Source organism: Shimia sp. CNT1-13L.2, from assembly GCF_024331145.1.
Lineage (GTDB): Bacteria > Pseudomonadota > Alphaproteobacteria > Rhodobacterales > Rhodobacteraceae > Shimia.
In genome coordinates this window covers 247,372-271,094 of sequence record NZ_JANDJO010000005.1, presented here as the reverse complement: position 1 = coordinate 271,094, position 23,723 = coordinate 247,372, and the positions used below count along the sequence as shown (strand labels likewise).

30 protein-coding genes are annotated in these 23,723 nt (G+C 61.4%); 12 read left to right on the top strand and 18 right to left on the bottom strand.

Annotated elements, in window-relative coordinates:
- Nucleotides 1-61 precede the first annotated feature (61 nt).
- A complete protein-coding gene (locus tag NNA36_RS13215) occupies nt 62-1,519 on the top strand; it encodes a sulfatase-like hydrolase/transferase (RefSeq protein WP_255107749.1) in 1,458 nt (485 codons plus the stop codon).
- Between the two features lie 14 nt (nt 1,520-1,533).
- Here NNA36_RS13215 and NNA36_RS13210 read toward each other — a convergent pair whose 3' ends face one another.
- Complete coding sequence (locus NNA36_RS13210; RefSeq protein ID WP_255107746.1) at nt 1,534-2,169, bottom strand: pseudouridine synthase; 636 nt, start codon at nt 2,167-2,169, stop codon at nt 1,534-1,536.
- 109 nt (nt 2,170-2,278) lie between these two features.
- Here NNA36_RS13210 and NNA36_RS13205 point away from each other — a divergent pair, with 109 nt between their 5' ends.
- Entirely contained in the window at nt 2,279-3,421 is a 1,143-nt protein-coding gene (locus tag NNA36_RS13205) for a PLP-dependent aspartate aminotransferase family protein (protein WP_255107869.1), read from the top strand.
- 94 nt (nt 3,422-3,515) lie between these two features.
- Here the strand turns inward: NNA36_RS13205 and NNA36_RS13200 are convergent, their stop codons facing one another.
- The 3 genes from NNA36_RS13200 to NNA36_RS13190 are packed head-to-tail and all read right to left on the bottom strand — an operon-like array spanning nt 3,516 to nt 5,909.
- Nucleotides 3,516-4,478: an NAD-dependent epimerase/dehydratase family protein gene (locus NNA36_RS13200; RefSeq protein ID WP_255107743.1), complete on the bottom strand. Its 963-nt coding sequence runs from the start codon at nt 4,476-4,478 to the stop codon at nt 3,516-3,518.
- Nucleotides 4,378-5,319 carry a hypothetical protein gene (locus NNA36_RS13195; RefSeq protein WP_255107741.1) on the bottom strand — a complete coding sequence of 314 codons (942 nt, stop codon included), beginning with the start codon at nt 5,317-5,319 and terminating at the stop codon, nt 4,378-4,380. The genes NNA36_RS13200 and NNA36_RS13195 overlap by 101 nt, the downstream gene beginning before the upstream one ends.
- Before the next feature lie 38 nt (nt 5,320-5,357).
- Nucleotides 5,358-5,909 (bottom strand): helix-turn-helix domain-containing protein, encoded by a 552-nt coding sequence (locus NNA36_RS13190; protein ID WP_255107738.1) that lies wholly within the window; start codon nt 5,907-5,909, stop codon nt 5,358-5,360.
- A 96-nt stretch (nt 5,910-6,005) separates the two neighbouring features.
- Here NNA36_RS13190 and NNA36_RS13185 point away from each other — a divergent pair, with 96 nt between their 5' ends.
- Nucleotides 6,006-7,175 carry a benzoate/H(+) symporter BenE family transporter gene (locus tag NNA36_RS13185; protein ID WP_255107736.1) on the top strand — a complete coding sequence of 390 codons (1,170 nt, stop codon included), beginning with the start codon at nt 6,006-6,008 and terminating at the stop codon, nt 7,173-7,175.
- Here NNA36_RS13185 and NNA36_RS13180 read toward each other — a convergent pair.
- Complete coding sequence (locus tag NNA36_RS13180) at nt 7,172-8,560, bottom strand: cell wall metabolism sensor histidine kinase WalK (protein ID WP_255107734.1); 1,389 nt, start codon at nt 8,558-8,560, stop codon at nt 7,172-7,174. The genes NNA36_RS13185 and NNA36_RS13180 overlap by 4 nt on opposite strands.
- Nucleotides 8,561-8,849: 289 nt before the next feature.
- Here NNA36_RS13180 and NNA36_RS13175 point away from each other — a divergent pair, with 289 nt between their 5' ends.
- Nucleotides 8,850-9,608 carry an acyl-homoserine-lactone synthase gene (locus NNA36_RS13175; RefSeq protein ID WP_255107732.1) on the top strand — a complete coding sequence of 253 codons (759 nt, stop codon included), beginning with the start codon at nt 8,850-8,852 and terminating at the stop codon, nt 9,606-9,608.
- 77 nt (nt 9,609-9,685) lie between these two features.
- On the opposite strand, the gene rpmE is transcribed toward NNA36_RS13175, so the two are convergent.
- From rpmE to ffh, 11 genes are all read right to left on the bottom strand, one after another.
- Nucleotides 9,686-9,907: a 50S ribosomal protein L31 gene (gene rpmE, locus NNA36_RS13170; RefSeq protein WP_255107730.1), complete on the bottom strand. Its 222-nt coding sequence runs from the start codon at nt 9,905-9,907 to the stop codon at nt 9,686-9,688.
- 11 nt (nt 9,908-9,918) lie between these two features.
- Nucleotides 9,919-10,293, bottom strand: a complete 375-nt coding sequence (gene rplS, locus NNA36_RS13165; RefSeq protein WP_255107729.1) for a 50S ribosomal protein L19 — start codon at nt 10,291-10,293, stop codon at nt 9,919-9,921.
- A gap of 310 nt (nt 10,294-10,603) precedes the next feature.
- Nucleotides 10,604-10,936, bottom strand: a complete 333-nt coding sequence (locus tag NNA36_RS13160; RefSeq protein WP_255107727.1) for a YegP family protein — start codon at nt 10,934-10,936, stop codon at nt 10,604-10,606.
- An 84-nt stretch (nt 10,937-11,020) separates the two neighbouring features.
- Nucleotides 11,021-11,839 carry a tRNA (guanosine(37)-N1)-methyltransferase TrmD gene (gene trmD, locus NNA36_RS13155; protein ID WP_255107725.1) on the bottom strand — a complete coding sequence of 273 codons (819 nt, stop codon included), beginning with the start codon at nt 11,837-11,839 and terminating at the stop codon, nt 11,021-11,023.
- Between the two features lie 77 nt (nt 11,840-11,916).
- Nucleotides 11,917-12,729 (bottom strand): hypothetical protein, encoded by an 813-nt coding sequence (locus tag NNA36_RS13150; RefSeq protein WP_255107724.1) that lies wholly within the window; start codon nt 12,727-12,729, stop codon nt 11,917-11,919.
- Between the two features lies 1 nt (nt 12,730).
- Nucleotides 12,731-13,234 (bottom strand): ribosome maturation factor RimM, encoded by a 504-nt coding sequence (rimM, locus tag NNA36_RS13145; protein ID WP_255107720.1) that lies wholly within the window; start codon nt 13,232-13,234, stop codon nt 12,731-12,733.
- Nucleotides 13,235-13,407: 173 nt separating this feature from the next.
- Entirely contained in the window at nt 13,408-13,773 is a 366-nt protein-coding gene (rpsP, locus tag NNA36_RS13140; RefSeq protein WP_255107717.1) for a 30S ribosomal protein S16, read from the bottom strand.
- A 71-nt stretch (nt 13,774-13,844) separates the two neighbouring features.
- A complete protein-coding gene (locus tag NNA36_RS13135) occupies nt 13,845-14,153 on the bottom strand; it encodes a chorismate mutase (protein WP_255107715.1) in 309 nt (102 codons plus the stop codon).
- A complete protein-coding gene (locus tag NNA36_RS13130; protein ID WP_255107713.1) occupies nt 14,146-14,751 on the bottom strand; it encodes a GNAT family N-acetyltransferase in 606 nt (201 codons plus the stop codon). The genes NNA36_RS13135 and NNA36_RS13130 overlap by 8 nt, the downstream gene beginning before the upstream one ends.
- Nucleotides 14,751-15,305, bottom strand: coding sequence for a GNAT family N-acetyltransferase (locus NNA36_RS13125; RefSeq protein WP_255107712.1), 555 nt, complete (start codon nt 15,303-15,305; stop codon nt 14,751-14,753). The genes NNA36_RS13130 and NNA36_RS13125 overlap by 1 nt, the downstream gene beginning before the upstream one ends.
- Before the next feature lie 111 nt (nt 15,306-15,416).
- A complete protein-coding gene (ffh, locus tag NNA36_RS13120) occupies nt 15,417-16,937 on the bottom strand; it encodes a signal recognition particle protein (RefSeq protein ID WP_255107709.1) in 1,521 nt (506 codons plus the stop codon).
- Nucleotides 16,938-17,406: 469 nt separating this feature from the next.
- On the opposite strand from ffh, the gene NNA36_RS13115 reads away from it, so the two are divergent.
- The gene (locus tag NNA36_RS13115; RefSeq protein WP_255107706.1) at nt 17,407-17,943 is read left to right on the top strand and encodes a prolyl-tRNA synthetase associated domain-containing protein; all 537 of its coding nucleotides are present in this window, start codon (nt 17,407-17,409) and stop codon (nt 17,941-17,943) included.
- Between the two features lie 51 nt (nt 17,944-17,994).
- Here the strand turns inward: NNA36_RS13115 and NNA36_RS13110 are convergent, their stop codons facing one another.
- On the bottom strand, nt 17,995-18,537 hold the full coding sequence (locus NNA36_RS13110; protein ID WP_255107703.1) for an FMN-dependent NADH-azoreductase: 543 nt from the start codon (nt 18,535-18,537) through the stop codon (nt 17,995-17,997).
- A 124-nt stretch (nt 18,538-18,661) separates the two neighbouring features.
- Here NNA36_RS13110 and NNA36_RS13105 point away from each other — a divergent pair, with 124 nt between their 5' ends.
- Both NNA36_RS13105 and NNA36_RS13100 read left to right on the top strand, forming a co-directional pair.
- The gene (locus tag NNA36_RS13105) at nt 18,662-19,543 is read left to right on the top strand and encodes a LysR family transcriptional regulator (RefSeq protein WP_255107868.1); all 882 of its coding nucleotides are present in this window, start codon (nt 18,662-18,664) and stop codon (nt 19,541-19,543) included.
- Nucleotides 19,540-20,421, top strand: coding sequence for a DMT family transporter (locus NNA36_RS13100; protein ID WP_255107701.1), 882 nt, complete (start codon nt 19,540-19,542; stop codon nt 20,419-20,421). Before NNA36_RS13105 ends, NNA36_RS13100 begins: the two co-directional genes overlap by 4 nt.
- Before the next feature lie 107 nt (nt 20,422-20,528).
- Here the strand turns inward: NNA36_RS13100 and NNA36_RS13095 are convergent, their stop codons facing one another.
- On the bottom strand, nt 20,529-20,858 hold the full coding sequence (locus NNA36_RS13095; protein ID WP_255107699.1) for a metalloregulator ArsR/SmtB family transcription factor: 330 nt from the start codon (nt 20,856-20,858) through the stop codon (nt 20,529-20,531).
- A gap of 200 nt (nt 20,859-21,058) precedes the next feature.
- Here NNA36_RS13095 and NNA36_RS13090 point away from each other — a divergent pair, with 200 nt between their 5' ends.
- From NNA36_RS13090 to NNA36_RS13070, 5 genes are all read left to right on the top strand, one after another.
- Nucleotides 21,059-21,418 carry an AtpZ/AtpI family protein gene (locus NNA36_RS13090; RefSeq protein WP_255107697.1) on the top strand — a complete coding sequence of 120 codons (360 nt, stop codon included), beginning with the start codon at nt 21,059-21,061 and terminating at the stop codon, nt 21,416-21,418.
- Between the two features lie 2 nt (nt 21,419-21,420).
- Complete coding sequence (locus NNA36_RS13085; protein WP_255107695.1) at nt 21,421-22,179, top strand: F0F1 ATP synthase subunit A; 759 nt, start codon at nt 21,421-21,423, stop codon at nt 22,177-22,179.
- Between the two features lie 91 nt (nt 22,180-22,270).
- Nucleotides 22,271-22,495, top strand: coding sequence for a F0F1 ATP synthase subunit C (locus tag NNA36_RS13080; protein WP_022572950.1), 225 nt, complete (start codon nt 22,271-22,273; stop codon nt 22,493-22,495).
- 91 nt (nt 22,496-22,586) lie between these two features.
- Entirely contained in the window at nt 22,587-23,114 is a 528-nt protein-coding gene (locus tag NNA36_RS13075; protein WP_255107693.1) for a F0F1 ATP synthase subunit B', read from the top strand.
- A gap of 4 nt (nt 23,115-23,118) precedes the next feature.
- Entirely contained in the window at nt 23,119-23,676 is a 558-nt protein-coding gene (locus NNA36_RS13070) for a F0F1 ATP synthase subunit B (protein WP_255107690.1), read from the top strand.
- Nucleotides 23,677-23,723: the final 47 nt, after the last annotated feature.

Here is a 23,723-nt window from a genome sequence, read left to right as displayed (position 1 = left end):
TGTCGGGAATGAACATGCGCCCCCGTGGCGGGATTGGTTTTCTGGGCGCAGGAGGCGAGAGATGACACCGAAGAACCTGCTGATCCTGATTTCCGACGAACATCGCCGTGATGCGATGGGCTGTATGGGCCATCCGATCGTGAAGACCCCGAACCTTGATGCGCTTGCGGCACGGGGGGCGGTGTTCGAGAACGCCTATACGCCGTCGCCGATGTGCGTGCCGACGCGGGCCGCGCTGGCGACCGGGGATTGGGTGCACAGCATCCGCAACTGGGACAGCGCGACGCCCTATGACGGATCGCGGCGCAGCTGGATGCACGTGTTGCGGGATGCCGGTAGGGATGTGGTGTCGATCGGCAAACTGCACTTCCGGTCGGGCGAGGACGACAACGGGTTTTCGCAAGAGATTTTGCCGATGCACGTGGTGGGCGGCATCGGTTGGCCGATCGGCCTGTTGCGCGAGGACCTGCCGGACTATGGCGCGGCGGCGGAGCTTGCAGCGGATGTGGGCGTGGGCGAGAGCAGCTATACGCAGTATGACCGTGACATCACGGCAGCGGCCGAGACGTGGTTGCGTGACAGGGCGGGGGCAGAGCGGCCCTGGGCGGCGTTTGTATCTCTGGTCAGTCCGCATTATCCGCTGACCTGTCCGAAGGAGTGGTATGACCTCTATGACCCGGCGGAGATGGATTTGCCTGTCGGGTATGGCGCGGGTGGGCCTAAGCATTCCGAGTTGAAGAATGTCGCGGGGTTCTGGGACTATGACCGGTATTTCGACGAGACCAGACTGCGCGAGGCGAAGGCGGCCTATTATGGGCTGACGTCTTTCATGGACGATTGCATGGGGCGGGTTCTGGCGGCGCTTGAAGAGAGCGGGCAGGCGGAGGAGACGTTGGTTCTGTATGTCTCGGATCACGGGGACATGATGGGGGATCAGGGGTTCTGGACCAAGCAGGTGATGTACGAACAGTCAGCCGGGGTGCCGATGATCCTTGCCGGGCCGGGGGTGCCGGAGGGGCGGCGGGTGACGACCTGTGCCAATCTCGTGGATGTGGCGGCGACGGCTTTTGACGTTGCCGATGTGGATGTGCCCGCCGTTGGCGTGTCGCTGGTTGGTCTGGCGCAGGGGGCGGATGACCCGGAGCGTACGGGGTTCAGTGAGTATCATGATGGCGGCTCGACCACGGGCACCTTCATGGTGCGTTGGGCGGATTGGAAATATGTGCATTACGTTGGCCATGCGCCGCAATTGTTCGATCTCGCCGATGATCCTCATGAGCTGCACGATCTGGCCGGGGAAGAGAGTGCGCGGGTGCAGGACGCGCTGTCAGATGGGGCGGCGCGGTTGCGCGAGATTTGCGAACCCGAGGCGGTGAATGCACAAGCCTTTGCCGACCAGCGGCGCAAGATCGAAGCCTTGGGTGGGCGCGAGGCCTGTTTGACGGCCTACCTGTTCAACCACACCCCAACACCGGGCGAGCAGGCCGAGATGTCGGATGCCTCCGGCGGGAGTATTTGAGGTGCATTGAAGCCCTAGCGGCGGCGCGGTCTGCGGGGCGGTTTGGGTTTTGATGTGGTTTTGCCTGTGCGCGGATTTGGTTCGGGTGGCAGGCGGTGCGGTGGGGCATCATTCCATGTGCCGGGCAGGAGGCCGTCGAGGGTCCAGGGGCCGATGGCATAGCGGATCAGGCGCAGGGTCGGGTGGCCGATGGCGGCGGTCATGCGGCGGACCTGTCGGTTGCGGCCTTCGCGGATGGTGAGCCGGAGCCAGCTGTCGGGGACAGATTTGCGCACGCGGATGGGCGGGGTGCGTGGCCAGAGGTTGGGGGGCGCGTCCATGCGGGCGGCTTCGGCGGGGCGGGTTTTGCCGTCTTTCAGGTCAACGCCCTTACGCAGGATTTCGAGGGCCTCGTCGGAGGGGATGCCTTCGACCTGAACCCAGTAGGTCTTGGGCCACTTGTTGCGCGGGTTGGCGATTTTCTGTTGCAGACCGCCGTCGTTGGTGAGGACCAGAAGGCCCTCGCTGTCGCGATCAAGGCGGCCGGCGGCATAGACGCCGGGCAGGTCGATGAAGTTTGACAGGGTCTGTCGGGGTGTGCCCTCGGTGCCCTTGTCGGTGAATTGCGACAGCACGTCATAGGGTTTGTTGAACAGGATGGTGCGGGACATGCGAGGCCTTTGGAACAGCGGTTGTCCAGTCATAGAGGGCGGCGAGGGGGGCTTGCAAGTTGCAGGCGAATGGCGACAGATGGGCGCGAGACATGACATGGGGTGCGAGATGGAATTCAAGGACATGCAACCGGCGACGCTGGCTGCGCAGGCCGGTGGGGCAATCGACATGCAAAGCGGTGGTGTGGTGCCGCCGATCCAGCCCTCGACAACCTTTGCAAGGGACCGCGACTATGACCCGCTGAACCCGGCAAACACCTATGCGCGTGACCACAACGACGTGGTGCGGCAGGCCGAATCCGTGCTGGCCCAGCTGGAAGGTGGCAGCGAGGCGCTGTTGTTTCCCAGTGGCATGGCGGCGGTGGCGGCGCTTTTCCGGACGGTTCCGAACGGGGGGCGCGTGGTTGTGCAGTCGGGCATCTACTGGGGCACGACCAAGTGGATTCGCGAGTTTTGCGAACGTCGCGAGGTGGCGATGTGCGAGGTGGATGCCAGCGATGCAGAGGCGTTTGCGGCGGCCTGTGCAGAAGGGGCGGCGCATCTTGTGTGGATCGAGAGCCCGTCGAACCCCTGGCTGAAGACAGTGGATATTGCCCGCGCTGCCGAGGCGGCGCATGGGGCAGGGGCGCTTTTGGTGGTGGATGGAACAGCGGCGACGCCGATCCTGTCAAAGCCGCTTGAGCATGGTGCGGACATGGTGATGCATTCGGCGACCAAGGCAATCAACGGCCATTCGGATGTGTTGGGTGGCGTGCTTGTGACCCGTGAGGGCCATGCGGTCTGGGATGAGATCAGGAATGATCGCGCCAGCGCCGGGGCGGTGATGGGGCCGTTCGAGGCGTGGTTGCTGCTGCGCGGGATGCGGACCCTGCCGTTGCGGGTGGAGCGGATGTGTCAGAACGCGATGCAGGTGGCAGAGTTTCTGGCCGATCATCCACAGGTCGAGGATGTGCTTTATCCCGGTCTGGAAAGCCAAGCCGGGCATGAGCTTGCCAAGGTCCAGATGCAGGGCGGGTTCGGGTTCCTGATGTCGTTCCTTGTGAAGGGCGGACGGGACGAGGCGCTGAAGGTGGCGGGGCGGTTGAACCTGTTTCATCGGGCCACGTCGCTTGGTGGGGTGGAGAGCCTTGTCGAGCATCGCCATACGATTGAACCGCATACCGGCATTCCCGAGAACCTGTTGCGGATCTCGGTGGGGATCGAGGATGCCGGGGATCTGATTGCCGATCTGGGGCAGGCGCTGGGGCAGTGATCCGGCGCAAAGGTTAACGCGAAAACCGACGTCGGTATTACGTCGGTATCGTGGCGGTATTGCGGAGGTGCCGGCCGCGCCTCCGCGCCAGAAGTTAACGGTTTTGCACCTGCGTGTTGATCCAGTCATAGGTTCTGGACATGCCGTCGCGCAGGGGGGCATCGGGGGACCAGCCGAGTTCCTGCTGGATCAGACTGTTGTCGGAGGTGCGTCCGCGGACGCCCTGTGGTCCGGGGATGTTGGTGATGGTGAGGGATTTGCCCGACAGGTCGATGGCCATGCGGGCCAGATCGTTGATCGAGATCATCTCGTCCGAGCCGATGTTGACCGGGCCTTCGAAGTCAGAGGCGGTAAAGCGGCGGGTCGCTTCGATACATTCGTCGATATAGAGGAACGAGCGGGTTTGCAGACCGTCGCCCCAGACGTCGATGCTGCCGCCGTCGGGCGTTTCAGCGACCTTGCGGCAGAGCGCGGCGGGGGCCTTTTCGCGGCCGCCTTCCCATGTGCCGTTTGGTCCGAAGATGTTGTGGTAGCGTGCGATGCGCACGGTTAGGCCGTACTGGCGGGCGGCGGACAGGTAGAGGCGTTCGGAGAACAGTTTCTCCCAGCCGTATTCGCTGTCGGGATGGGCGGGATAGGCCGAGTGTTCCGAGCAGACCGGGTTGTCCGGATCTTCCTGGTTTTCCTGCGGGTAGATACAGGCTGAGGAGGCATAGAAGATGCGGCCAAAGCTATGGTGGTGAGCGCGGGCCAGAACGTTGAGATTGATCTGGGCCGAGTTCTGCATGATGGCCGCGTCGTGATCACCGGTGAAGATATAACCGGCCCCGCCCATGTCGGCGGCAAACTGGTAGACCTCGTCAAAGTCGCGGTCCATCGCCTGTGCGGCGAAATCCTGATGGGTCAGGTCCCCGAGGAGAAATTCGTCGGCCTGCGTAGTCTGGAATTCGTGGGACTTAAGATCGACGCCACGCACCCAGTAGCCTTCGGATTTTAGACGGTTGACCATCTGGCCACCGATGAATCCGCCGGCCCCCAAAACCAAAGCTGTCTTCATTCTCATCTCCGGGTCGTTCGAGTTCGTAGAGGCAGATGCGCCCCTGTTGTGGCGTGTGGTGCCAGACCTGTTCGGTTTCGCAGGTCACGAGGAACAGCTTGCCGTCCTTTTCATAGAAGGAGGTCGGATCGACGATGCGATATCGTTCAGGGAAATCAAAGGCGCATTCGTAGTAGGCGAGGCTTTTGTCCGGGTGGTAGACGAAGAAAAAGGGGCGGTGGTAGGTGTTGGTGTGCACCTTTGGGCCGATGCGGTCGTTGGTGTGGCCGACGCCGACAATCAGGTCGCCGAACTGAAGCGCGTTGGAGCCGCCGCGCAGACGGGTATAGTTGTCGTCTGCCTTGCGGGTGGGCATCTCGTGTTCCGCGACAGTGTCGAGCAGGAGGAAGCCATCGTTTTCGTGCAGCATACGCGCCTTGAAGACGCGGAAGGGGGAAAACCCGTGGACGAAATAGAGGTCTCCGTCCTTCACGAAGGGGCTCCAGTTTTTGCCTGCGTCCAGGTTGTCCGGAGGCAGCAGGGTGAGCCAGCGGTTTTCCGAGAGGATGTAGATCTTGTTGATGAAGCCGTGCCCCGGGTTGAAGAACGCGGCGCTGATGCAGGGGCTGCCGCGCCAGAGGAAGGCGCGGGGGTCTTCACCGCTTCCGACAACCTGCGATCCGTTCATTACGACGGTGGTGTCGACCCAAGGCTGCTGTGAATCTTCGATCTTGCGGGCAAAGCGGGTCAGGCCGTGGTTGGGGCAGTTTACATAACTGTCGAAGACGAAATTGGCGTTGTCGGGGGTGGATTTGTCTTCGAGGGTAAACTCTCGCAGAACCGAAACCAGCTTGAGCGTCATGAAACCGACCTGAAAACAAAGTGACCTTCGGGAAAAGGCTAGGGGATTGCAGAGGGGCTCGCAAGCGGTTCGGGGTAGTGGATGGTGTTGTGAAACCGTGCACCCGTATTGCCGACGGTGCGATAGCCGTGGGGTTGATCGGCGGCAAAGCGCAGGGCCTCTCCCGGGGCGAGCGGGTGCCAGGTTCCGCCATGCAGCACTTCGATCTTGCCGTGTATGGCCACCACGTCTTCGATCACGCCTTTGTCGTGGGCGCGGGATTCATGTGACTGGCCGGGGGCGAGTGTGATCATGAAGCTTTCGTTGCCAAGGGCGGGGTCGAAGGCAAAGAGGGTCTGCACCGTGATGCTTTCGGGAAAGGCGATGGTGTCGTCGGCGGGCAGGCCCGGATCGGTGATGAAGGCGGTGAGGGGCAGGTGGAAGCCCTTGGCCAGCTTCCAGAGGGTCGCGATGGTCGGGCTGGATTCGCCGCGTTCGATCTGGCCGAGCATGGCCTTGGACACGCCGGTGAGATCCTGGGTTGCGGAGAGGGAAAGGCCGGCCTTGGCGCGGATGGCGCGCAGATTGATGGTGATGGGGTCTTCGGACATGCGAAATTTCAGTTGTGCGTTATAACGCACAAAGCCTATAGTGCCTGTTGTTGCCCCAGTTATAGGGGCGGAAATGGCGAAAGGCACGGGAAAGACATGTTGGCGGACTTGCGCATGAGCCACGTGGTGGCGGGTATCGTGGCGGTGCTGGTGGGCTACACCGGCAGCGTGGCGATCATCTTTCAGGCCATCGAGGCGGCGGGGGCCTCGCAGGCGCAGGCCAATAGCTGGATGCTGGCGCTTGGGGTCGGCTGCGGGGTGTCGAGCCTGTATCTTTCCCTGCGCCACAGGATGCCCGTCCTGACCGCATGGTCGACCCCGGGCGCGGCGCTTTTGGCGGTGGCCCTGCCGGGGGTGCCGCTGGGCGAGGCGGTGGGAGCTTTCGTGTTCTGCGGCGTGCTTCTGTGGCTGACTGGCGTGACGGGATGGTTCGAGAAGCTGGCCAAGATCATTCCGGATGCCATCGCAAATGCCATGCTGGCGGGGGTGCTGTTCCAGTTCGGGCTTGGGGTGTTCACGGCCCTGCCGGATGCGCCGGTGCTGGTGGGGGCGATGTGTGTTGCGTTTCTGGTGGGGCGTCTTTTGATGCCGCGCATGACGATCCCGCTGGTTCTTTTGGTGGGGATTGGTGTCGCGGTGGTCTCAGACCAGTTTCAGGGCGGCGTGGGGGCGCTTGAGATTGCGCGACCGGTCCTTGTGATGCCGGAGTGGTCCCTGTCGGTGATGATCGGGGTGGGGGTGCCTTTGTACCTTGTGACCATGTCCTCTCAGAACATGGCGGGCGTGGTGGTGTTGAAGGCGTCTGGCTATGCGCCGCCGGTGTCTTCTGCCTTGTCGGTGACAGGTCTGCTGAGCCTTGTGCTGGCGCCGTTTGGCGGCTTTGCGATCAATCTGGCGGCGATCACGGCGGCGATCTGTGCCGGGCCGGAGGCGGGGGAGGACAAGGCCACGCGCTATTGGGCGGCGGCGGTGAGTGGTGTTGTCTATCTGCTGCTCGGTCTGTTCGGTGCGGCGGTGGTGAGCCTGTTCCTCGTGGCACCCAAGGCGCTGGTGGTTACGGTGGCGGGGCTGGCCTTGCTGGCGACCATCGGCAATGCGCTGAACGGGGCGCTGGAGCGGCCATCAGCGCGTGAAGCGGCGCTTGTGGCCTTTCTGGTCACCGTTTCCGGGATCAGCTTTGCGGGGATCGCTTCGCCGGTTTGGGGGCTCTTGTTCGGGGTGACGGTGCTTTATGTCCTGTCGCCCGAGGATCGGCCCTGGGCCTAACCGGCCTTGCGACGGGCCGCGCCGCGCAGGCGTTTTGAAGTGGTAGGCTTTTCCTTGTCCTGTGGCGACGCGCTTGGTTTTTTCTCGGTCATGGGGATCGAGACGTAGAAGGTCGAGCCCTCGCCAAGCGTGCTTTCGTAGGTCAGGGTGCCGTTGTGTTTTTCGGCAATGAGCTGGGCGATGTTCAGGCCGAGGCCCGCGCCGCCGACCTTGCGCTGGTCGGAATTGTCGAGCTGGGTGAACTTTTCGAAAATCTTGGCCTGTGCCCCGGGGGGGATGCCGATGCCCTGATCGGCTACGGCAAGGCGTGCCATGCCGCCGGTGATGTCGGCAGAGAGGGTGACGGTTGTGCCCTTGTCCGAGAATTTCACCGCGTTCGATACGAGGTTCTTCATCAGTTGCAATAGGCGGGCCTGATCGGCGCGGATGTGGATGCCGGCGGGCCACTGGCCGACGGTCAGCGTCATGCCCGCGGTTTCGACGCGGTCGTGCATGGCATCGCGCACGTCGTGCAGGAATTCGCCCAGTTCGAGAGGTTCGAAGCTGAGGGTGAGCTCATCCGACTCGAGCGATTGCAGGGTGAGGATGTCTTCGATCAGGAACGTCAGGCGCGCGCAGTTGCTTTCGGCGATCTTGAGCATGGCCTGCCGTTTTTCCGGTGCGGCGTCGAGGGCGCCGGAACTGATCAGGCTGAGACTGCCGGAAATGGAGGTGAGGGGGGTGCGCAATTCGTGGCTGACAGTGGCGAGAAACTCGGTCTTGGCCTTGTAGGCGACCTTGGTGCGCTCGTGTTCCTTTTGCAGGTTCTTCAGTTGCCGGAGGTTGTGGCGATAGAGCTTGAGGAAAATGAACGAGCAGTCGATGACGAAGTACATCACGAAGAGGCTGGTGAAGAGTTGCAGCCAGAGGATGTCATCAATCGGGGGCCAGTAGCCGATCAGGTCGTGCAGCGGGATGTAGAGGAACGACAGCCCGTACATCAGCAGGCGCAAGAGCAGGACCGGCAGGATCTGGTGGTTGTTCACGGCGGCAAAGATGCCGGCCGCGAACAGGAAGAACAGCGGGGTGAAATAGGCGGTGGGGCCGGCCTTGGTGGCCATGGATATGACGAAGCCGCAGATGGTGACCGAGCTGATCACCGTGCTGCCGAGCAGGTACATCATGAACCGACGGCCATCGGCCAGCGACCACTTGCCGTGACGCAGGATGCGGCGCGAGATGGTGTTGTCGATGAACTCGCTCAGAAGGACCAGCGAGTACCAGAACAGGGCCACGGTTGGATCAAAGTAATAGGCCGAGAGAATGGTTGCAGCGAGGAAGGTTGCCTGGCGCTGCCAGATGAGACTCATCCCGCCTAGGATGTAGTCCTTTATCTGTTTTTCCATCCGGAAGCTGCTATGCCACCCGGTTTTCGCGGCAAAGCCGCGGATCCATTTCGCCATGCGTTCGAAGCCTGCTCTTGAGTGTTTATTGCCCGCGGATTTTTCCGTTCAGGTAATGAAAACATATACTTGTTACGCACCAGTATCGTAATTGAAAGTCCCTATTGGCGTGACTGACATGTCACCTGATACCGCAAATTGGGCATTAACTCAACAAAAGGTTGTTTTTTCTGTGGCGACTCGCGTCCATTTTTGCCATGTTTGTTAAAACAACTATAAGTTGAGGCAAAAAATGACGCGGCGATACGACAAGAGCCGCCTTGAAAAGAAAGGTGCCAGGGTCTTGCCCGGGCTTGCTCCGGCCCATGGGGATGGGGAGAGCGAGTTGGTGGCGGCGCAGGCGGTGCTCAAGGGAAAGGCGGCCACTCACGACAAGACAAGTGAAGTGACAGACGCAGGTCATGTCACCTGTACGGTGTTATCGGTGGCCAACATGAGCACCTATGGCAACCTCTATGTCGACTTTCTCAAGGCGCGGCGACAGATATTCGTGGAGGACAAGGGCTGGGGACTGCCCGAGGTCGACGGGATGGAGTTCGACCAGTACGACACCCCGTTCAGCCGGTGGATCGTGCTTCATGAGTACGGCGAAATCCTTGGTGGAGTGCGGATGATCCCGACGACGGCAGAGTGCGGGATGTATTCCTATATGTTGCGGGATGCGCAGTTGGGGTTGCTTGACCAGATCCCGCCGGACATTCTTTTCATTGACGCGCCAGTGAAAAAGAACATCTGGGAGGCGTCGCGGATTTTCATTACCGGGAACGTGCCGGCGAAACGCCGGTTGCAGGTGCAGACCAAGCTGATGGAGGGGATGATACACACCGCCCGCGAGCTGGGGGCGACACATGTAATCGGGATTGTGCCCGCCGTGTGGTCCCGCTGGTTGCGGCGGATGAACCTTAAGGGGTTTCCCTGCGGGCCGCGGATGCAGTTTGGCAAGGACAAGTCGCAGGCCGTCCTGTTGAACGTTGTCGAGCAGATGCACTGAAGCCTGCGCCACGATCCGGACAAAGAAAAACGCCGCTCGAAGGAGCGGCGTTTCTTTTGAAACCGATGTGGCGGGGATTAGAAGCCCAGGCCTTCGTATTTCTTTTTGAACTTCGACACGCGGCCGCCGGCGTCCAGCAGGCGCGAGGTGCCGCCGGTCCATGCCGGGTGCACGGTGGGGTCGATGTCGAGAGCCAGAGTGTCGCCTTCTTTGCCCCAGGTCGAACGCATCTTGATGATGGTGCCGTCGGTCATTTTGACGTCGATGAAGTGGTAATCGGGATGAGTGTCTTTTTTCATGATACCGCTCCTTAGGCTTTCTTGGCTTTGTAAGTGGTGTCTTCTGCGATACGGGCCGATTTACCACGACGCGAGCGCAGGTAGTACAGTTTGGCGCGACGTACGCGACCACGGCGAACAACGGTGATCGAGTCGATGTTGGTCGAGTACAGCGGGAATACACGCTCTACGCCTTCGCCGAACGAAATCTTGCGAACGGTGAACGAACCGGCAATGCCCGAACCGTTTTTACGGCTGATGCAGACGCCTTCGTAGTTCTGCACACGGGTGCGCGAACCTTCGGTCACCTTGAAGCCGACGCGGATGGTGTCACCGGCTTTGAAGTCGGGGATGTCTTTCCCCAGGGCGGCAATTTGTTCCGCCTCGAGTTGTGCGATCAGATCCATCTGACCATCTCCTAGATTTGCTCGTGGTTGGTCCACGAAGTTGGTGTCGTCCAAGAGCTCTGTGTCTTCACCGGGTCCGCCGCAGCGCCCGCCAGAGGTAAGCCGTCGTTTCTTGCGTCTTCTGCCCGATCCGGTTCAGGGATGAAGAAATCCCCGACAATGGAATACAGAACAGGTCCGAACGACTCATTCGAGTCCCGGACGGGCGGTGTATAGGGGGGAAATCGGGGTGTGGCAAGGCCAAGAAAACGGAAACGGCCTTGTTTTCAAGGTTGGGCAGGGCTGCCCAACCTGATTGTGTCCTGACCGCTCAGGTCAGGTCTTCGAGTTTGGCCTCGGGGGCGTTGCGCATGACCGAGTCGATGCCGTTGTCGCGGCCCGATGCGCTTGTGTAGCTTTGCGAGGTGCCGATCACCTGGCCGTTGGTGGCCTTGAGGTTGAACATGTACTTGCCGGCCGCGGTTTCCTTGCGCTCGTAGCGGGCATCTTCGGGCGCGTTCTTGCGGACCGACGCGATGCCGTTTTCGGCGCTGGCCTTTTGCTTGTAGCCTTCGCTGGCCAGAATGTTCTCGCCGTTGCCTGCCTTGAGGCGGAAGCGGAATTCACCGGCGTTGTCGGTGTAGAGTTCGAATTTTGCAGCCATGTTATCCATCCCTGATCAAATCTGCTTTGGGGCACTAAAGCACTTCGCGGGGCGGGCCGCAACGGATTGGTGTGCCTGCGGTTTTCAGTCGTTTGTGCCATCCGGGTCGAGACCCCTGGCCTTGCAATAGGCCTGCCACATGTCGGGGCGGCGTGTTTTGGTCAGGTCCTCGGCCATCTGCTGGCGCCATTCGGCGATCTTGCCGTGGTGGCCCGACATCAGGACATCGGGGATCTTGCGCTCCATCCATTCGGCGGGGCGGGTGTATTGCGGGTGTTCCAGAAGGCCGTTCGAGTGGCTTTCGTCCTCGATGCTTTCGGCATTGCCAAGGACCGAGGGCAGGAGGCGGACGGTGGCGTCGATCATGGCCTGCGCGGCGATTTCGCCACCGGTGAGGACAAAGTCGCCCAGCGAGACTTCCTGAATGTTGTAGTGGTCCAGAACCCTCTGATCGACGCCTTCGAAGCGGCCGCAGAGCATGGTGACCCCATCGCAGGCGGCCCAGTCCCGCGCCATCTGTTGATCGAAGCGGCGCCCGCGGGGGGAGAGATAGACCAGTGGCAGCCTGCCGCGTGCGCCCTTCTGAGTGTGATCAATCGCCTTGCCCAGCACATCGGCGCGCAGGACCATGCCGGCACCGCCGCCTGCGGGCGTGTCATCGACATTGCGGTGCTTGCCTTCGCCGAAGGGGCGCAGATCGGTGGTTTCGATCTGCCACTTGCCATCCTTGAGGGCCTTGCCGGTCAGGCTTTCGCCGAGGACACCGGGAAAGGCTTCGGGGAAGAGGGTGATGATACGGGCGGTCCAGACACCGGCGAGACGCGGGTTATGCGTGACGAGTTCGCGCGGTTTGAACGAGACGGAGATCGACTTGCGGCCATGGGAGCGGGGTTTGTCGGTCATGGGGTGTCTTTCGCGGGTTCGGTTTCTGGTGGCTGTCCCATGCCGGAAAACGCGGGCAAGGTCTAGCCCGGGTCCGGTCAGCTGTTTTGTTTGGCGCGCTGGCGCAGGCGGTAGCGGCGGCGGGCGTTTTCCTTGGCGTTGCGCAGTTCCTCGGCGTCTTCGGTGGCCTCGTTGATCAGCAGAAACTCGTGGCGCAACTCGTCCGGGATACCGACGTTGGCCGGGGGCAGCAGCTTGATCTCGCGGCGCAGGGGCTCGGGCCAGTCGAGCAGATCGGCGATTGGTTGCAGGGGGCCAAGGGGGGCGTTGGTGAAGTCTTCGAGCCACGCCGTTTCAACGCGATGGGGTGCGACGGCGATGCGGACCTTGTCAATGATGCGCGGCAGATCGGCGGATTCGGCATAGGCCCTGTGGTAAGCCTCGGGCTGCATGGTCATGCGCACAACGCGCACGTGATGGCTGTGACAGCTGTGCAGCCAGGATTGCGCCTCACGCATCGAGAAGTAGAAGATCACCTCGGTTGGTGTTGCCAGCGCCTTTTCCAGGGTGTGGGAGATGGCCTTCATCAGGATCGGGGCGATGTCGTAGGTGACAATATCGCGCCGTCCCGGCATCAGGCCGCAGAGGTCTTCGGAGCTGATCAGGATGTCGCGGGTGTCATCCGACGGAATGTCTTCGAGCAGTTCTGCGAACCGTTGCGTGAGTTCGATCAGATCGGCGGTGGCGACCTCGGAGGAATAGGCGCGGGCCAGTTTGTCGATGCCGTTGAGGTTCTTGTTCAGCAGGACATGGGTTGTTGGGGCAAGAAGCTGACGGTTCTTGAAGAGCATTTTCTGAACGCTCTTGGTGCCGGTCTTGTGAAAACCGGCATGGATCAGAAGACGGCGCATTTCAGAACAGCCCTTCGGGCGGATCAGCGATGATGCGGCCGCCGGAAATGTCGACGGTGGGTACGGCTTCGCGGGTAAAGGGCAGAAGGACGGTTGCCTTGAGGCCGGGGCCGTGGATTTCCAGAAGGTCGGTTGCGCCGTGGTTCTGCACCGATTTCACATGGCCAAGCACCGTGCCGCCGGTGTCGCGGACTTCGAGGCCCACAAGATCGGTATAGTAGAATTCGTCGTCATCGAGATCGGGCAGGCGGTCGCGCGGCACGAAAAGCTGAGTGCCCTTGAGCGCGTCCGCCTCTTCCTTGGTCGAGACCCCGGACAGGCGGGCCGCCAGGCCATTCTTGATGGCGCGGGTGATGGTCAGGGTAAAGCTCTGCGTTCCGTCCTCGGTTGTCAGCGGCGCATAGTCGGCGATGGCCTCGGCCTCGGCGGTGAAGCTCTTGAGGCGCACCTCGCCCCGGACGCCATAGGCCCCTGCGATTGCGCCGACACAGACCATTTCAGTCATTTCGATCTTCCGCCCCGTTTGCCGTGTTGATCCCTGTTTTCCCTTATCCGGTGGCCAAGGGCAACCCGTTGGCCGGGGTGGTTGGCTTTGCGGGCGAAAAAACTGTGAGCTCAAACGCATCGGGGCGCCCCTGCAAGGAGCGCCCCGTCACCAAAGTGGTGAGAAAACCGGCCTTATTCTTCGGCTGCGGCTTCAGCTGCTTCAGCTGCCTTGGCGGCTTTTTCTTCAGCGCGATCCTTGGCTTTCTGGCCCGGCTCGGCTTTTTTCGGGTTGTTGCGCTCGGTCTTGGCGAGGGTGCCAGCCGCTTCGAGGAAACGTGCAACACGGTCGGTGGGCTGAGCGCCCTGGTCGAGCCAGTATTGGATGCGTTCCATGTTCAGTTTTACCCGCTCTTCCGAATCTTTCGGCAGAAGCGGGTTGTAGGTGCCCAGTTTCTCGATGAAACGGCCATCGCGGGGCATACGGCTGTCAGCCGCAACAACGCGATAGAAGGGACGCTTTTTCGAGCCGCCGCGGGCGAGACGAATTTTCATAGCCATGGTGATTACTCCTGTTCCTAAGCTATTTGAGGGGCCTGGCCCCGTCATTCCTGTTGTTCGATCTACCAGCCTTACTGCTGGTGTTTCTTGTGGTGCCTGATGACCTCATCGATGATGAAGTTCAGGAATTTCTTGGCGAATTCCGGGTCGAGATTGGCCCGGTTGGCAAGGTCTTCGAGGCGCGCGATCTGCTTGGATTCACGGTCCGGATCGGACGGCGGCAGCGCATGTTCGGCCTTGAGCCTGCCAACGGCCTGGGTGTGCTTGAAGCGTTCGCCCAGGGTGTAGACAAGGATGGCATCGAGGCGGTCGATGCTTTCGCGGTGTTCGGCGAGGATCTCGGACGCGCGGATCACGTCGTCGGTCACGGGGTCAGTCAAGCGCGTATCCTTTCGGTTTGAACATCGGGTCGGCGTAGTGGCTGATTTCCATCTCGATGCCGTGGTTGATCTGGCTGTCTTTCAGCTGGTCTGCCGAGGGGTGGCGGTAGACAACGTCGTGACCATCAACCGAGGCGGCCTCTTTGTCCTTTTGCGCCCCGAGACGTTCCGCGAGGCGGATCGAGTCGAGGTTCTTGGGATCGAGGTAGGAGACGGCGCTGTCCCAGCCGAGTTGATCATAGAAATACTTGCGGGCGGCGTGGGTGGCCTCGAGCGCGTAGCCGTGGCCGGCCTTGTCGGGCCAGATGATCCAGGCGATTTCGCGTTCGGGCCAGGCGGCGGGCATCCAGCCGCCAGCCATGCCGTAGGTTTCATCCGTGTCCTTGTCGTGGATCATCCACATGCCATAGCCGCGGATGTTCCAGTGTCCGATCTCGGCCGCATAGAGCATCCAGGTCTCATACGGGTTGAGCGGGCCGCCCATGAAGCGCGAGCGGTAGGAGGCGAAGGTCGCCTTGAAGTTCGGATAGTCCTCGGGTTCCGGGCCGCGCAGCACGAGGCGCTTAGTTTCGAGGATGGGGATGTTCTTGGTGGCCATTACGCGTATGCCTCCATTCCGCCATTGACGAGGTCTTCGGGGGCCGGGTGGCGCCAGATTTCGATGGTGCCGTATTCGGGATCTTCGAAGTGCTGTTCGAAACGGGCCCCGAGGCGTCGCGCTACACCTTTGGAGGGCTCGTTTTTCGGGTCGATCTGGGAGATCGCGGTGTCCCAGCCGAGAATGTCATAGGCATAGGCGCGCGACGCCAGTGCCGCTTCGGTGGCAAAGCCCTTGCCCTGTGCCGCAGGCATCAGGGTCCAGCCGATTTCACGTTCGAACCAGCCGTCGGGATACCACAGGCCGACGCGGCCCATGTAGGTGCCGGTGGCTTTTTCCTCGAGCGCCCAGAAGCCGAAGCCGCGCAGGGCCCAGTGGCCGACTACCATGGCGATGGAGCGCCATGCCCGGTGCGGCGGCAGCGGGCCGCCGACGAATTTCGAGGCATCGGAGGCAAAGAAGGCCTTTTCGGCGGCGATGTCCTCTTCGCGGTGGGCCCGCATGATCAGGCGCTCGGTCTCAAGCGTCGGGATGGTGAAGGTGGTCGCGGTCATCAGGCAGCCCCTTTCGATACGCCGCGCGAAACCGCCGCGCCGGGCGCGGTGGGGAGGGCAGGATGCCTCCGGCGGGAGTATTTGGGGTGCATTGAAGACATGGCGCGGGCTTTACTTTTTCTTGCCGAAACCGGAGAGGCCCGGGGGCAGGCCGCCCATGCCGCCGCCCAGACCGGGCAGACCGCCGGGGAGGCCGCCTTTGCCGCCCATGGCCTTGGCGGCCTGTTCAAGTTGCTTGGGGTCCATGCCTGCGGCCATGTCCTCGGGCGAGGGGCCGCCCTTGCCGAACATGCCTTTCATGGCCTGTTTCAGCATGCCGCCTTTGCCCATCTTGCCCATCTTCTTCATGACGTCGGACATCTGGCGCTGCATCTTGAGCAGCTTGTTCAGTTCGGAGACCTCGAGACCGGCACCGGCGGCGATGCGTTTCTTGCGGCTGGCCTGAAGGATTTGCGGGTTGGCGCGTTCCATCTTGGTCATGGAGTTGACCAGCGCGATCTGGCGCTTGATCATCTTGTCGTCGAAGCCGGCCTCGGAGACCTGTTTCGACATCTTGGCCATGCCGGGCATCATGCCCATCACGCCTTCCATGCCGCCCATCTTTTGCATCTGTTCAAGCTGCATCTTGAGGTCGTTCATGTTGAAGCGGCCCTTCTGGAAACGCTTCATCATCTTCTCGGCCTGTTCGGCCTCGATGGTTTCCTGGGCCTTTTCGACCAGCGCCACGATGTCGCCCATGCCGAGGATACGGCCTGCGATCCGGTCCGGTTCGAAGGTTTCCAGCGCGTCCATCTTTTCGCCGAGACCGACGAATTTGATCGGCTTGCCGGTCACGGCGCGCATAGAGAGCGCCGCACCGCCACGGCCATCACCGTCCATCCGGGTCAGGACCACGCCGGAGATGCCGATCTTGCCGTTGAATTCCTCGGCGACCTCGACCGCGACCTGACCGGTCAGGCCGTCGACCACGAGCAGGGTCTCGCGCGGTTTCACTACGTCGCGGACGTCTTCGACCTCTTTCATGAGGACTTCGTCAATCTGCAGGCGGCCCGCGGTGTCGAGCATGTAGACGTCGTAGCCGCCCAGCGTGGCCTGTTGCTTGGCCCGTTTGGCGATCTGGACGGCGGTTTCGCCGGCGACGATGGGCAGGGTGTCGACACCGATCTGGGTGCCCAGCACCTGAAGCTGCTGCATCGCGGCCGGGCGGTAGATGTCGAGCGAGGCCATCAGGACCCGCTTGCCGTTCTTTTCCTTGAGGCGCTTGGCGAGCTTACCGGTGGTGGTGGTCTTACCCGAGCCTTGCAGACCGACCATCAGGATCGGGGCGGGCGGGTTGTCGACCTTGAGTTCACCGGGTTCCTCGTTGTCGCCTTCGAGGACGTTTTTCAGCTCGTCATGGACGATCTTGACGACCTGCTGGCCGGGGGTGACCGACTTGGTCACGGACTGGCCGGTGGCCTTTTCCTGCACCGCCTTGACGAAGTCGCGGGCCACGGGCAGCGAGACGTCGGCTTCGAGCAGGGCAACGCGCACTTCGCGCAGAGCGGTCTTGACGTCGTCTTCGGACAGGGCGCCCTGTTTGGTCAGGCGATCGAAGACACCGGAAAGGCGTTCGCTCAGATTTTCAAACATCGCTTTCTCGGCTCCTTTTCAACCGCTGCTATCTGGCCCGAACATAGGTACGAACCGCCCAAACGCCAATGTCCCCCGTGGGCGCATCGCGCTGACGGGGGGCGATCCCGGCCAAAGGCCATGGGACCGGAAGTTTTGACGGACTCCCGGATTTGAGGGGCGTTTAGACTCGCAGGGGGCGAGAGTCAAGGCGTGCAGCCTTGCGATGTTGCGCTTTGAGCGTTGGAGGTGTGGGTTTGTCTTGTTGGTGCATGGCATCATTTGAACGACTTTGTTGAGCGGCGATCAGAGGTAAAGGGCCTGTGCCGACAGACCTATCGCCAAAGGGCCGGATATTGCGGGTGATCCGGATCGTCGCGACGGGTGCAGGGTTTGAGGCGTATATTCCCGAAAGCTGTCGGTTTCCGGCTTGAGGAGGGGCGTTGAATGGGCCAAGAGCGGAAGGCACGCCATCAGGGAGACATGTGCCATGGACGCCTCTTCGACTTATCAGGACAGCTTGCCGGTATCATCGGATGCCCTTCTCGAACAGCTTCGGGGCTGGGGGCTTGAGTTCACGTTTCATGAGCACGTGCCGCTGCGCACGGTGGAAGATGCGAAATCGGTGGAAGCGGGGCTTGTTGTCGAAGGCGAGACCGCGTTTCGCGTGAAGAACCTTTATCTGCGGGACAAGAAAAAGCGCAACTATCTGGTGACGCTGGAGCAGGATCGCGAGATTGATCTCAAGGCGCTGGGGGCGCAGCTTGGGGTGGGCAACCTGTCTTTCGGGTCGGCGGATCGCCTTATGGAAAACCTGGGTATCCGTCCCGGCGCGGTCAGCCCGCTGGCGATGGTGAGTGGTGCCGAAAAAGGTGTGACCTTTTTCATGGATGCGGCGGCGAAGACGGCGGACCGTATCTACATGCATCCGCTGGTCAATGATCGCACCATCGGCATGACCTTTGCCGATCTCGCGGTGTTCTTTGAAAAGGTGGATGTCAGCCCGACCTGGCTGGATCTGGACTGACACACTGTCGGGAGGGGAAGGCCCCTCGCCGATCTGTTGTCGCTGGTAGCGTCAGGCTGCGGCCAGTTCCGGGGCGTTGCCGTCCTTGTCGAGGATGGTGACATCGGTGATGCCGAGGAAGCCAAGCGCAAAGCGCAGGTAGGTCGAGGCATAGTCATAGTCGGATCCGACCGGAACGCCGCCGGTGGCCATGGTCACGATGACCTTCTTGCCTTCCAGAAGGCCCTTGGGGCCGCTTTCCGTGTAGGCAAAGGTCACGCCTGCGCGGGCGGTCTGGTCGATCCAAGCCTTCAGGACCGCGGGGATCGAGAAGTTGTACATCGGGGTGCCGATCACGATGGTGTCGGCGGCTTGCAGTTCGGCCACCAGTTCGTCCGACAGATCAAGCGCGCGGGCCTGGGCCTCGGTGCGTTCGTTCGGCGCGATGAAAGTGCTTTCCACCCAGGCCGCATCCAGGAAGGGCAGGCCGTTGGCGAGATCGCGGGTGATCACCTTGTCGGCGCCGAGGGCTTCAACGATTTTGGCGGATTGCAGGCGCGAGAGCGAGTCTTCGTGGCGGGCGGAGGCGTCGATGTGCAGTACGGTGTTGGTCATGGGATGGTCCTTGTCAGATGCGATGTTTCCGTGTCTTTCTGAAGGGACATTTGGTTATTGCAAAAACAAACACAACTCGCATAATTTGCGCAGAGTATGTTGAAATTCGCACAGGGCCTTGATGATGGATAACTGGGACGAGGTGCGCACGGCCTATCAGGTGGCGCGCAAGGGAACCGTGAGCGGGGCGGCCGAGGTGCTGGGCGTGCATCATGCCACCGTCATCCGGCACATTGATGCGCTTGAAGGCAAGCTTGGGGTCAAGCTGTTCCAGCGCCATGCGCGCGGATACACGCCGACCGAGGCCGGCGAAGACCTATTGCGCGTGGCCAAGGCGACAGACGATCAGTTCGGTCAGTTGGAAGGCCGCATCAAGGGGCGCGGCGAGGAAATGCGCGGCGAGTTGGTTGTGACCTCGCTGGAGAACATGACACCGCTGATGGCGCCGATCCTCGCGGATTTCCAGGAGGAACATCCCGACATCATCATCCGCTATCTGACCGGCACCCGGTTGTTTCGCCTGGAATACGGCGAGGCCCATGTGGCACTGCGGGCTGGTCCGCAGCCGGAGGAACTCGACAACGTGGTGCAGGGCATCGGGAGCCTGCCGGTGGGGCTTTATGCCAGCAAGGCCTATGTTGAACGGTTCGGGATGCCCAAGGATGAAGAGGAACTGGTCAAGCACCGGTTTGTGGGCCCCGACGAGGTGCGTCTGCGCGCGCCGTTCTTGAAGTGGCTGAATGACCATGTTCCGCGCGAGCAGGTGGTGTTTCGAACGATGGACGCGCTGGCGACGGAACGCGCGGTTGCGGCGGGGGCCGGGATCGGTTTCCTGTCGGTGTGGAGCGCGTCGAATTATGACGATCTTGTCGAGATCATGGAGCCGCGCGCGGATTGGAGCGGACCGTTGTGGCTGGTGACCCATGTCGACTTGCACCGCACCACGAAGGTGCAGACCTTCCTCACCTTCCTGAAGGCGCGTATCAAGAACTGGGATTGCATATGAGCCCGATTGCGCGTGGCCATCTGGCCATGCTGGTGTTTTCCGCGCTTGTGGCCGGGTCGTTTTCGCTCGGGTCACTGGCGGCAAATGAGATTGCACCGGCGGCGTTGAATGCCCTGCGGTTTCTGATCGCCGGAGCGGTGATCGGTGTTGCGGCGCTGGCCACGACCGGATTGCCGCGCAGCGCGGCGCGTGCGCCCTGGCGGTATCTGGTGCTGGGCGGGTTGTTCGCCATCTATTTCGTCCTGATGTTCGAGGGGCTGAAGACGGCGGCGCCGGTCAGCACCGCCGCCGTCTTTACCCTGACGCCGCTGATGTCGGGTTTGTTCGGGTACCTTCTGTTGCGGCAGGTGACGACGCGCCGGATGGCGCTGGCTCTGTCGATTGGTGCCGTGGGGGCGCTCTGGGTGATCTTCCGGGCTGACTGGGCCGCGTTCCTGCGGTTTCGGGTCGGACAGGGCGAGATCTATTATTTCTGGGGCTGTGTAGCGCATGCGATCTATACGCCGATGGTGCGCAAGCTGAACCGGGGCGAGCCTGCGGTGGTGTTCACCTTCGGGATGCTGGTCGCCGGGTTCGTCATCCTGACGGTCTATGGCTGGGGTGACATCGTGGCGACGGATTGGGCGGCGTTGCCGGGGATTGTCTGGATCACGGTCTTCTATCTCGCGATCTTTGCCTCGGCGGCGACCTTCGTTCTGTTGCAGTTTGCCACGCTCAACCTGCCGAGCGCGAAGGTGATGGCCTATACCTACCTCGTGCCCAGCTGGGTGATCGGATGGGAGATCCTTCTGGGCCACGGGGCGCCCACCGGATTGGTCTGGGGCGGTGTGGCGATGACGGTGGTGGCGCTTTTGCTGCTGTTGCGAAACGAGCACTGAGGGGCAAAGGCTTTTCGAAAAGCCTTTTTTGTGACGACGGCGGTGGGGGGAAGCGCCTTCGAAGGCGCTTGTGCGAGACGTTTCGAAACGTCTTGTGTGGTGGCGCGTCAGGCCTCGTCCTGCAGTTCGGTTTCCAGGAAGCGTTCGAAGGCGTCGAGGTTGACGGCCTCGAACTGTCCAAAGCTCTGCATCCAGACCGAGGCTTCGCGCAGGGCGTCGGGTTCCAGTTTGCACCATTTCACCCGGCCGCGTTTTTCCTGGGAAATCAAACCCGCCTTGGTGAGGATTGTCAGGTGTTTGGAAATTGCCGCAAGAGACATGTCAAACGGCTCGGCCACGTCGGTTACGGCCATGTCGTCCTCGAGCAGCATCGACAGGATCGTGCGGCGCGTGGGGTCGGCGAGGGCGGAGAAGACGGTATCGAGCGGGTTGGACATGATTTCCATAAATAGGGGTGGGGGATAATCGTCAACCATTTGGTTGAATAAGGGATTTCGCGTGAATCCGGTCCCTGCGGGCCTGCGACGGAATCGACGCACCTTTTGGTGAGGGTGAAATATCATTTATTTACAGTGGTTTATGCGTGGTTTCGTGGGGGCGCTAACGTTGTTGACTCGGAGGGTGCTGCACCGTAGCAATGCGCCAACGTCTGAATGTGGAATTGCGTGTGACCGATCCCGACCAAAAAGAGCGCATGGCGCAGCTTGAGGAGCGGATCGAGGCGGCCCGACGGGCCCAGGACCCCAAGCCACGTGTGGACGAGCACTATTCGGCAGCCAATCTGGCCTGGCGCATGGTGATTGAACTGGTAGCCGGTCTAGGGATCGGCTTTGGCATCGGATACGGGCTGGATAGCCTGATTGGGACACTCCCGATCTTCATGGTGCTGTTTACAATGTTGGGTCTCGCGGCCGGTATCAAGACGATGCTGCGCAGCGCTACAGAGATCCAGGAGAAACACGAGGCCGAAGAGGCCGAGAGAGACGAGAGGACGTAAACGTGGCAAGCGAAGCACACGGCGCAGAAGAAGGCGGTCTGGTATTCCACCCGATGGATCAGTTCATCGTGAAGCCGCTGTTCGGCGGTGATCACATCGGCATGTTCACCATCACCAACGTGACCCTGTGGATGGCCCTCGCGGTTGTCGCAATCATCGCGATGATGGTTTTCGGCACCTCGCGCCGCGCAATCGTCCCGAGCCGCAGCCAATCGGTTGCCGAACTGGCGTATGGCTTCATCTACAAGATGGTTGAAGACGTGGCCGGCAAGGACGCGGTCAAGTTCTTCCCCTACATCATGACCCTGTTCATGTTCATCGTGTTCGCCAACTTCCTTGGCCTGCTGCCGATGTCCTTCACCACCACCTCGCACTTTGCCGTGACCGTTGTTCTGGCGCTGCTGGTGTTCCTGACCGTAACCATCGTCGGTTTCGTCAAGAACGGTGTTGGCTTCCTCGGTCTGTTCTGGGTCTCGAGCGCACCTCTGCCGCTGCGCCCGATCCTGGCGATCATCGAACTGATCTCTTACTTCGTGCGCCCCGTCAGCCACAGCATTCGTCTTGCTGGTAACGTGATGGCCGGCCACGCCGTGATCAAGGTTTTCGCAGGCTTTGCCGCGATCGCAGTGGTCAGCCCCGTTTCGGTGGTCGCGATCACCGCCATGTACGGTCTCGAGGTCCTGGTGGCCTTCATCCAGGCCTACGTATTCACCATTCTGACGTGTGTGTACCTGAAGGACGCACTGCATCCGTCGCACTAAGGAACTGGCGGGGGTGACCCCGCCTGACCCAAGCACACACGTCACACCTCACACATCAAGTTTTAACTTCCAATCGTAAGGAGATACACCAATGGAAGGTCAACTCGCACACATCGGCGCAGGTCTCGCAGCAATCGGTTCGGGCGCCGCAGCTATCGGTGTTGGTAACGTTGCAGGCAACTACCTGGCAGGCGCACTGCGCAACCCGTCGGCAGCCGCTTCGCAAACCGCCACCCTGTTCATCGGTATCGCATTCGCAGAAGCACTGGGCATCTTCTCGTTCCTGGTTGCTCTGCTGCTGATGTTCGCCGTCTAAGCCTACGGAACAATCCTTACGTGCGGGCGCGGGCGCGCCACGACGGCTAGCGCCCCGCCCGTAACCCAACGGAAGTTCCCAGGAGGACGACATGGCGACTCAAACGCACGCCGCAGAGGCAGCCTCTGCACCGGGCATGCCGCAGCTCGACTTCTCGAACTGGGGTAACCAGATTTTCTGGCTGTTGGTCACGCTGGTCGTGATCTACTTCGTCCTTTCGCGCATTGCCCTGCCGCGCATCGCAGCGGTTCTGGCAGAGCGTCAGGGGACCATTACGAATGACATCGCCGCGGCTGAAGAGCTGAAGGCGAAAGCTGTTGAAGCGGAAGAGGCCTATAACAAGGCGCTCGCAGATGCCCGTGCGGAAGCACAGCGCATCGTCGCTGAAGCAAAGGCCGAGATTCAGGCCGATCTGGATGCTGCAACCGCCAAGGCGGATGCCGAGATCGCAGCCAAGGCTGCCGAGTCGGAGAAGGCGATTGCCGAGATCCGCGCCGGTGCCCTTGAAAGCATCAAGGCCGTGGCAACCGATGCGGCTACCGAAATCGTGTCCGCGATGGGTGGCAAGGACGATGCCAAAGCCGTTGCAGCCGCGGTTGAAGCACGAGTGAAAGGGTAAGGACATGCGGAAACTTGCAACCATCCTCGCCCTGACCGCCGCTTCGCCTGCATTCGCTGCAAGCGGTCCGTTCTTCTCGCTGAAGAACACCGACTTCATCGTGCTGCTGGCCTTCATCCTGTTCATCCTTGTGCTGATCAAGTTCAAGGTTCCCTCGATGCTGGGTGGCATGCTGGACAAGCGCGCCGAAGGCATTCAGTCGGAACTGGACGAAGCCCGCGCCCTGCGTGAAGAAGCACAAACCCTGCTGGCCTCGTACGAGCGCAAGCAGAAGGAAGTGCAAGAACAGGCAGACCGCATCGTTGAGCATGCAAAAGCCGAAGCCGCAAATGCTGCGGACCTGGCCAAGGAAGACCTGAAAGCTTCGATCGCGCGCCGTCTGGCCGCTGCCGGAGACCAGATCGCCTCGGCAGAAGCTGCTGCTGTGAAAGAAGTGCGCGACCAGGCCATCACCGTGGCCGTAAGCGCCGCCAACGAAGTGATTGCGAAACAGATGACTGCTGCCCAGGGCAACAAGCTCATCGACGAAGCAATCGCCGAAGTGGACGCCAAGCTGCACTAAGCGCATCGCGAGACTGACGATCGAGAGACCCGGCCCAGGTGGCCGGG

Bases quoted from the DNA above. Each gene is read 5' to 3' on its own strand.
- NNA36_RS13180 (WP_255107734.1), bottom strand. From the start codon at position 8,560: ATGGAAAAACAGATAAAGGACTACATCCTAGGCGGGATGAGTCTCATC.
- NNA36_RS13160 (WP_255107727.1), bottom strand. From the start codon at position 10,936: ATGGCTGCAAAATTCGAACTCTACACCGACAACGCCGGTGAATTCCGC.
- NNA36_RS13175 (WP_255107732.1), top strand. From the start codon at position 8,850: ATGACGCGGCGATACGACAAGAGCCGCCTTGAAAAGAAAGGTGCCAGG.
- ffh (WP_255107709.1), bottom strand. From the start codon at position 16,937: ATGTTTGAAAATCTGAGCGAACGCCTTTCCGGTGTCTTCGATCGCCTG.
- NNA36_RS13080 (WP_022572950.1), top strand. From the start codon at position 22,271: ATGGAAGGTCAACTCGCACACATCGGCGCAGGTCTCGCAGCAATCGGT.
- NNA36_RS13205 (WP_255107869.1), top strand. From the start codon at position 2,279: ATGGAATTCAAGGACATGCAACCGGCGACGCTGGCTGCGCAGGCCGGT.
- NNA36_RS13110 (WP_255107703.1), bottom strand. From the start codon at position 18,537: ATGACCAACACCGTACTGCACATCGACGCCTCCGCCCGCCACGAAGAC.
- NNA36_RS13105 (WP_255107868.1), top strand. From the start codon at position 18,662: ATGGATAACTGGGACGAGGTGCGCACGGCCTATCAGGTGGCGCGCAAG.
- rpmE (WP_255107730.1), bottom strand. From the start codon at position 9,907: ATGAAAAAAGACACTCATCCCGATTACCACTTCATCGACGTCAAAATG.
- NNA36_RS13200 (WP_255107743.1), bottom strand. From the start codon at position 4,478: ATGAAGACAGCTTTGGTTTTGGGGGCCGGCGGATTCATCGGTGGCCAG.
- NNA36_RS13185 (WP_255107736.1), top strand. From the start codon at position 6,006: ATGTTGGCGGACTTGCGCATGAGCCACGTGGTGGCGGGTATCGTGGCG.
- NNA36_RS13100 (WP_255107701.1), top strand. From the start codon at position 19,540: ATGAGCCCGATTGCGCGTGGCCATCTGGCCATGCTGGTGTTTTCCGCG.
- NNA36_RS13195 (WP_255107741.1), bottom strand. From the start codon at position 5,319: ATGACGCTCAAGCTGGTTTCGGTTCTGCGAGAGTTTACCCTCGAAGAC.
- NNA36_RS13210 (WP_255107746.1), bottom strand. From the start codon at position 2,169: ATGTCCCGCACCATCCTGTTCAACAAACCCTATGACGTGCTGTCGCAA.
- NNA36_RS13190 (WP_255107738.1), bottom strand. From the start codon at position 5,909: ATGTCCGAAGACCCCATCACCATCAATCTGCGCGCCATCCGCGCCAAG.
- rplS (WP_255107729.1), bottom strand. From the start codon at position 10,293: ATGGATCTGATCGCACAACTCGAGGCGGAACAAATTGCCGCCCTGGGG.
- NNA36_RS13125 (WP_255107712.1), bottom strand. From the start codon at position 15,305: ATGACCGCGACCACCTTCACCATCCCGACGCTTGAGACCGAGCGCCTG.
- NNA36_RS13150 (WP_255107724.1), bottom strand. From the start codon at position 12,729: ATGCGCCGTCTTCTGATCCATGCCGGTTTTCACAAGACCGGCACCAAG.
- rpsP (WP_255107717.1), bottom strand. From the start codon at position 13,773: ATGGCTATGAAAATTCGTCTCGCCCGCGGCGGCTCGAAAAAGCGTCCC.
- NNA36_RS13070 (WP_255107690.1), top strand. From the start codon at position 23,119: ATGCGGAAACTTGCAACCATCCTCGCCCTGACCGCCGCTTCGCCTGCA.
- rimM (WP_255107720.1), bottom strand. From the start codon at position 13,234: ATGACTGAAATGGTCTGTGTCGGCGCAATCGCAGGGGCCTATGGCGTC.
- NNA36_RS13095 (WP_255107699.1), bottom strand. From the start codon at position 20,858: ATGTCCAACCCGCTCGATACCGTCTTCTCCGCCCTCGCCGACCCCACG.
- NNA36_RS13075 (WP_255107693.1), top strand. From the start codon at position 22,587: ATGGCGACTCAAACGCACGCCGCAGAGGCAGCCTCTGCACCGGGCATG.
- NNA36_RS13115 (WP_255107706.1), top strand. From the start codon at position 17,407: ATGGACGCCTCTTCGACTTATCAGGACAGCTTGCCGGTATCATCGGAT.
- NNA36_RS13215 (WP_255107749.1), top strand. From the start codon at position 62: ATGACACCGAAGAACCTGCTGATCCTGATTTCCGACGAACATCGCCGT.
- NNA36_RS13090 (WP_255107697.1), top strand. From the start codon at position 21,059: ATGCGCCAACGTCTGAATGTGGAATTGCGTGTGACCGATCCCGACCAA.
- trmD (WP_255107725.1), bottom strand. From the start codon at position 11,839: ATGACCGACAAACCCCGCTCCCATGGCCGCAAGTCGATCTCCGTCTCG.
- NNA36_RS13130 (WP_255107713.1), bottom strand. From the start codon at position 14,751: ATGGCCACCAAGAACATCCCCATCCTCGAAACTAAGCGCCTCGTGCTG.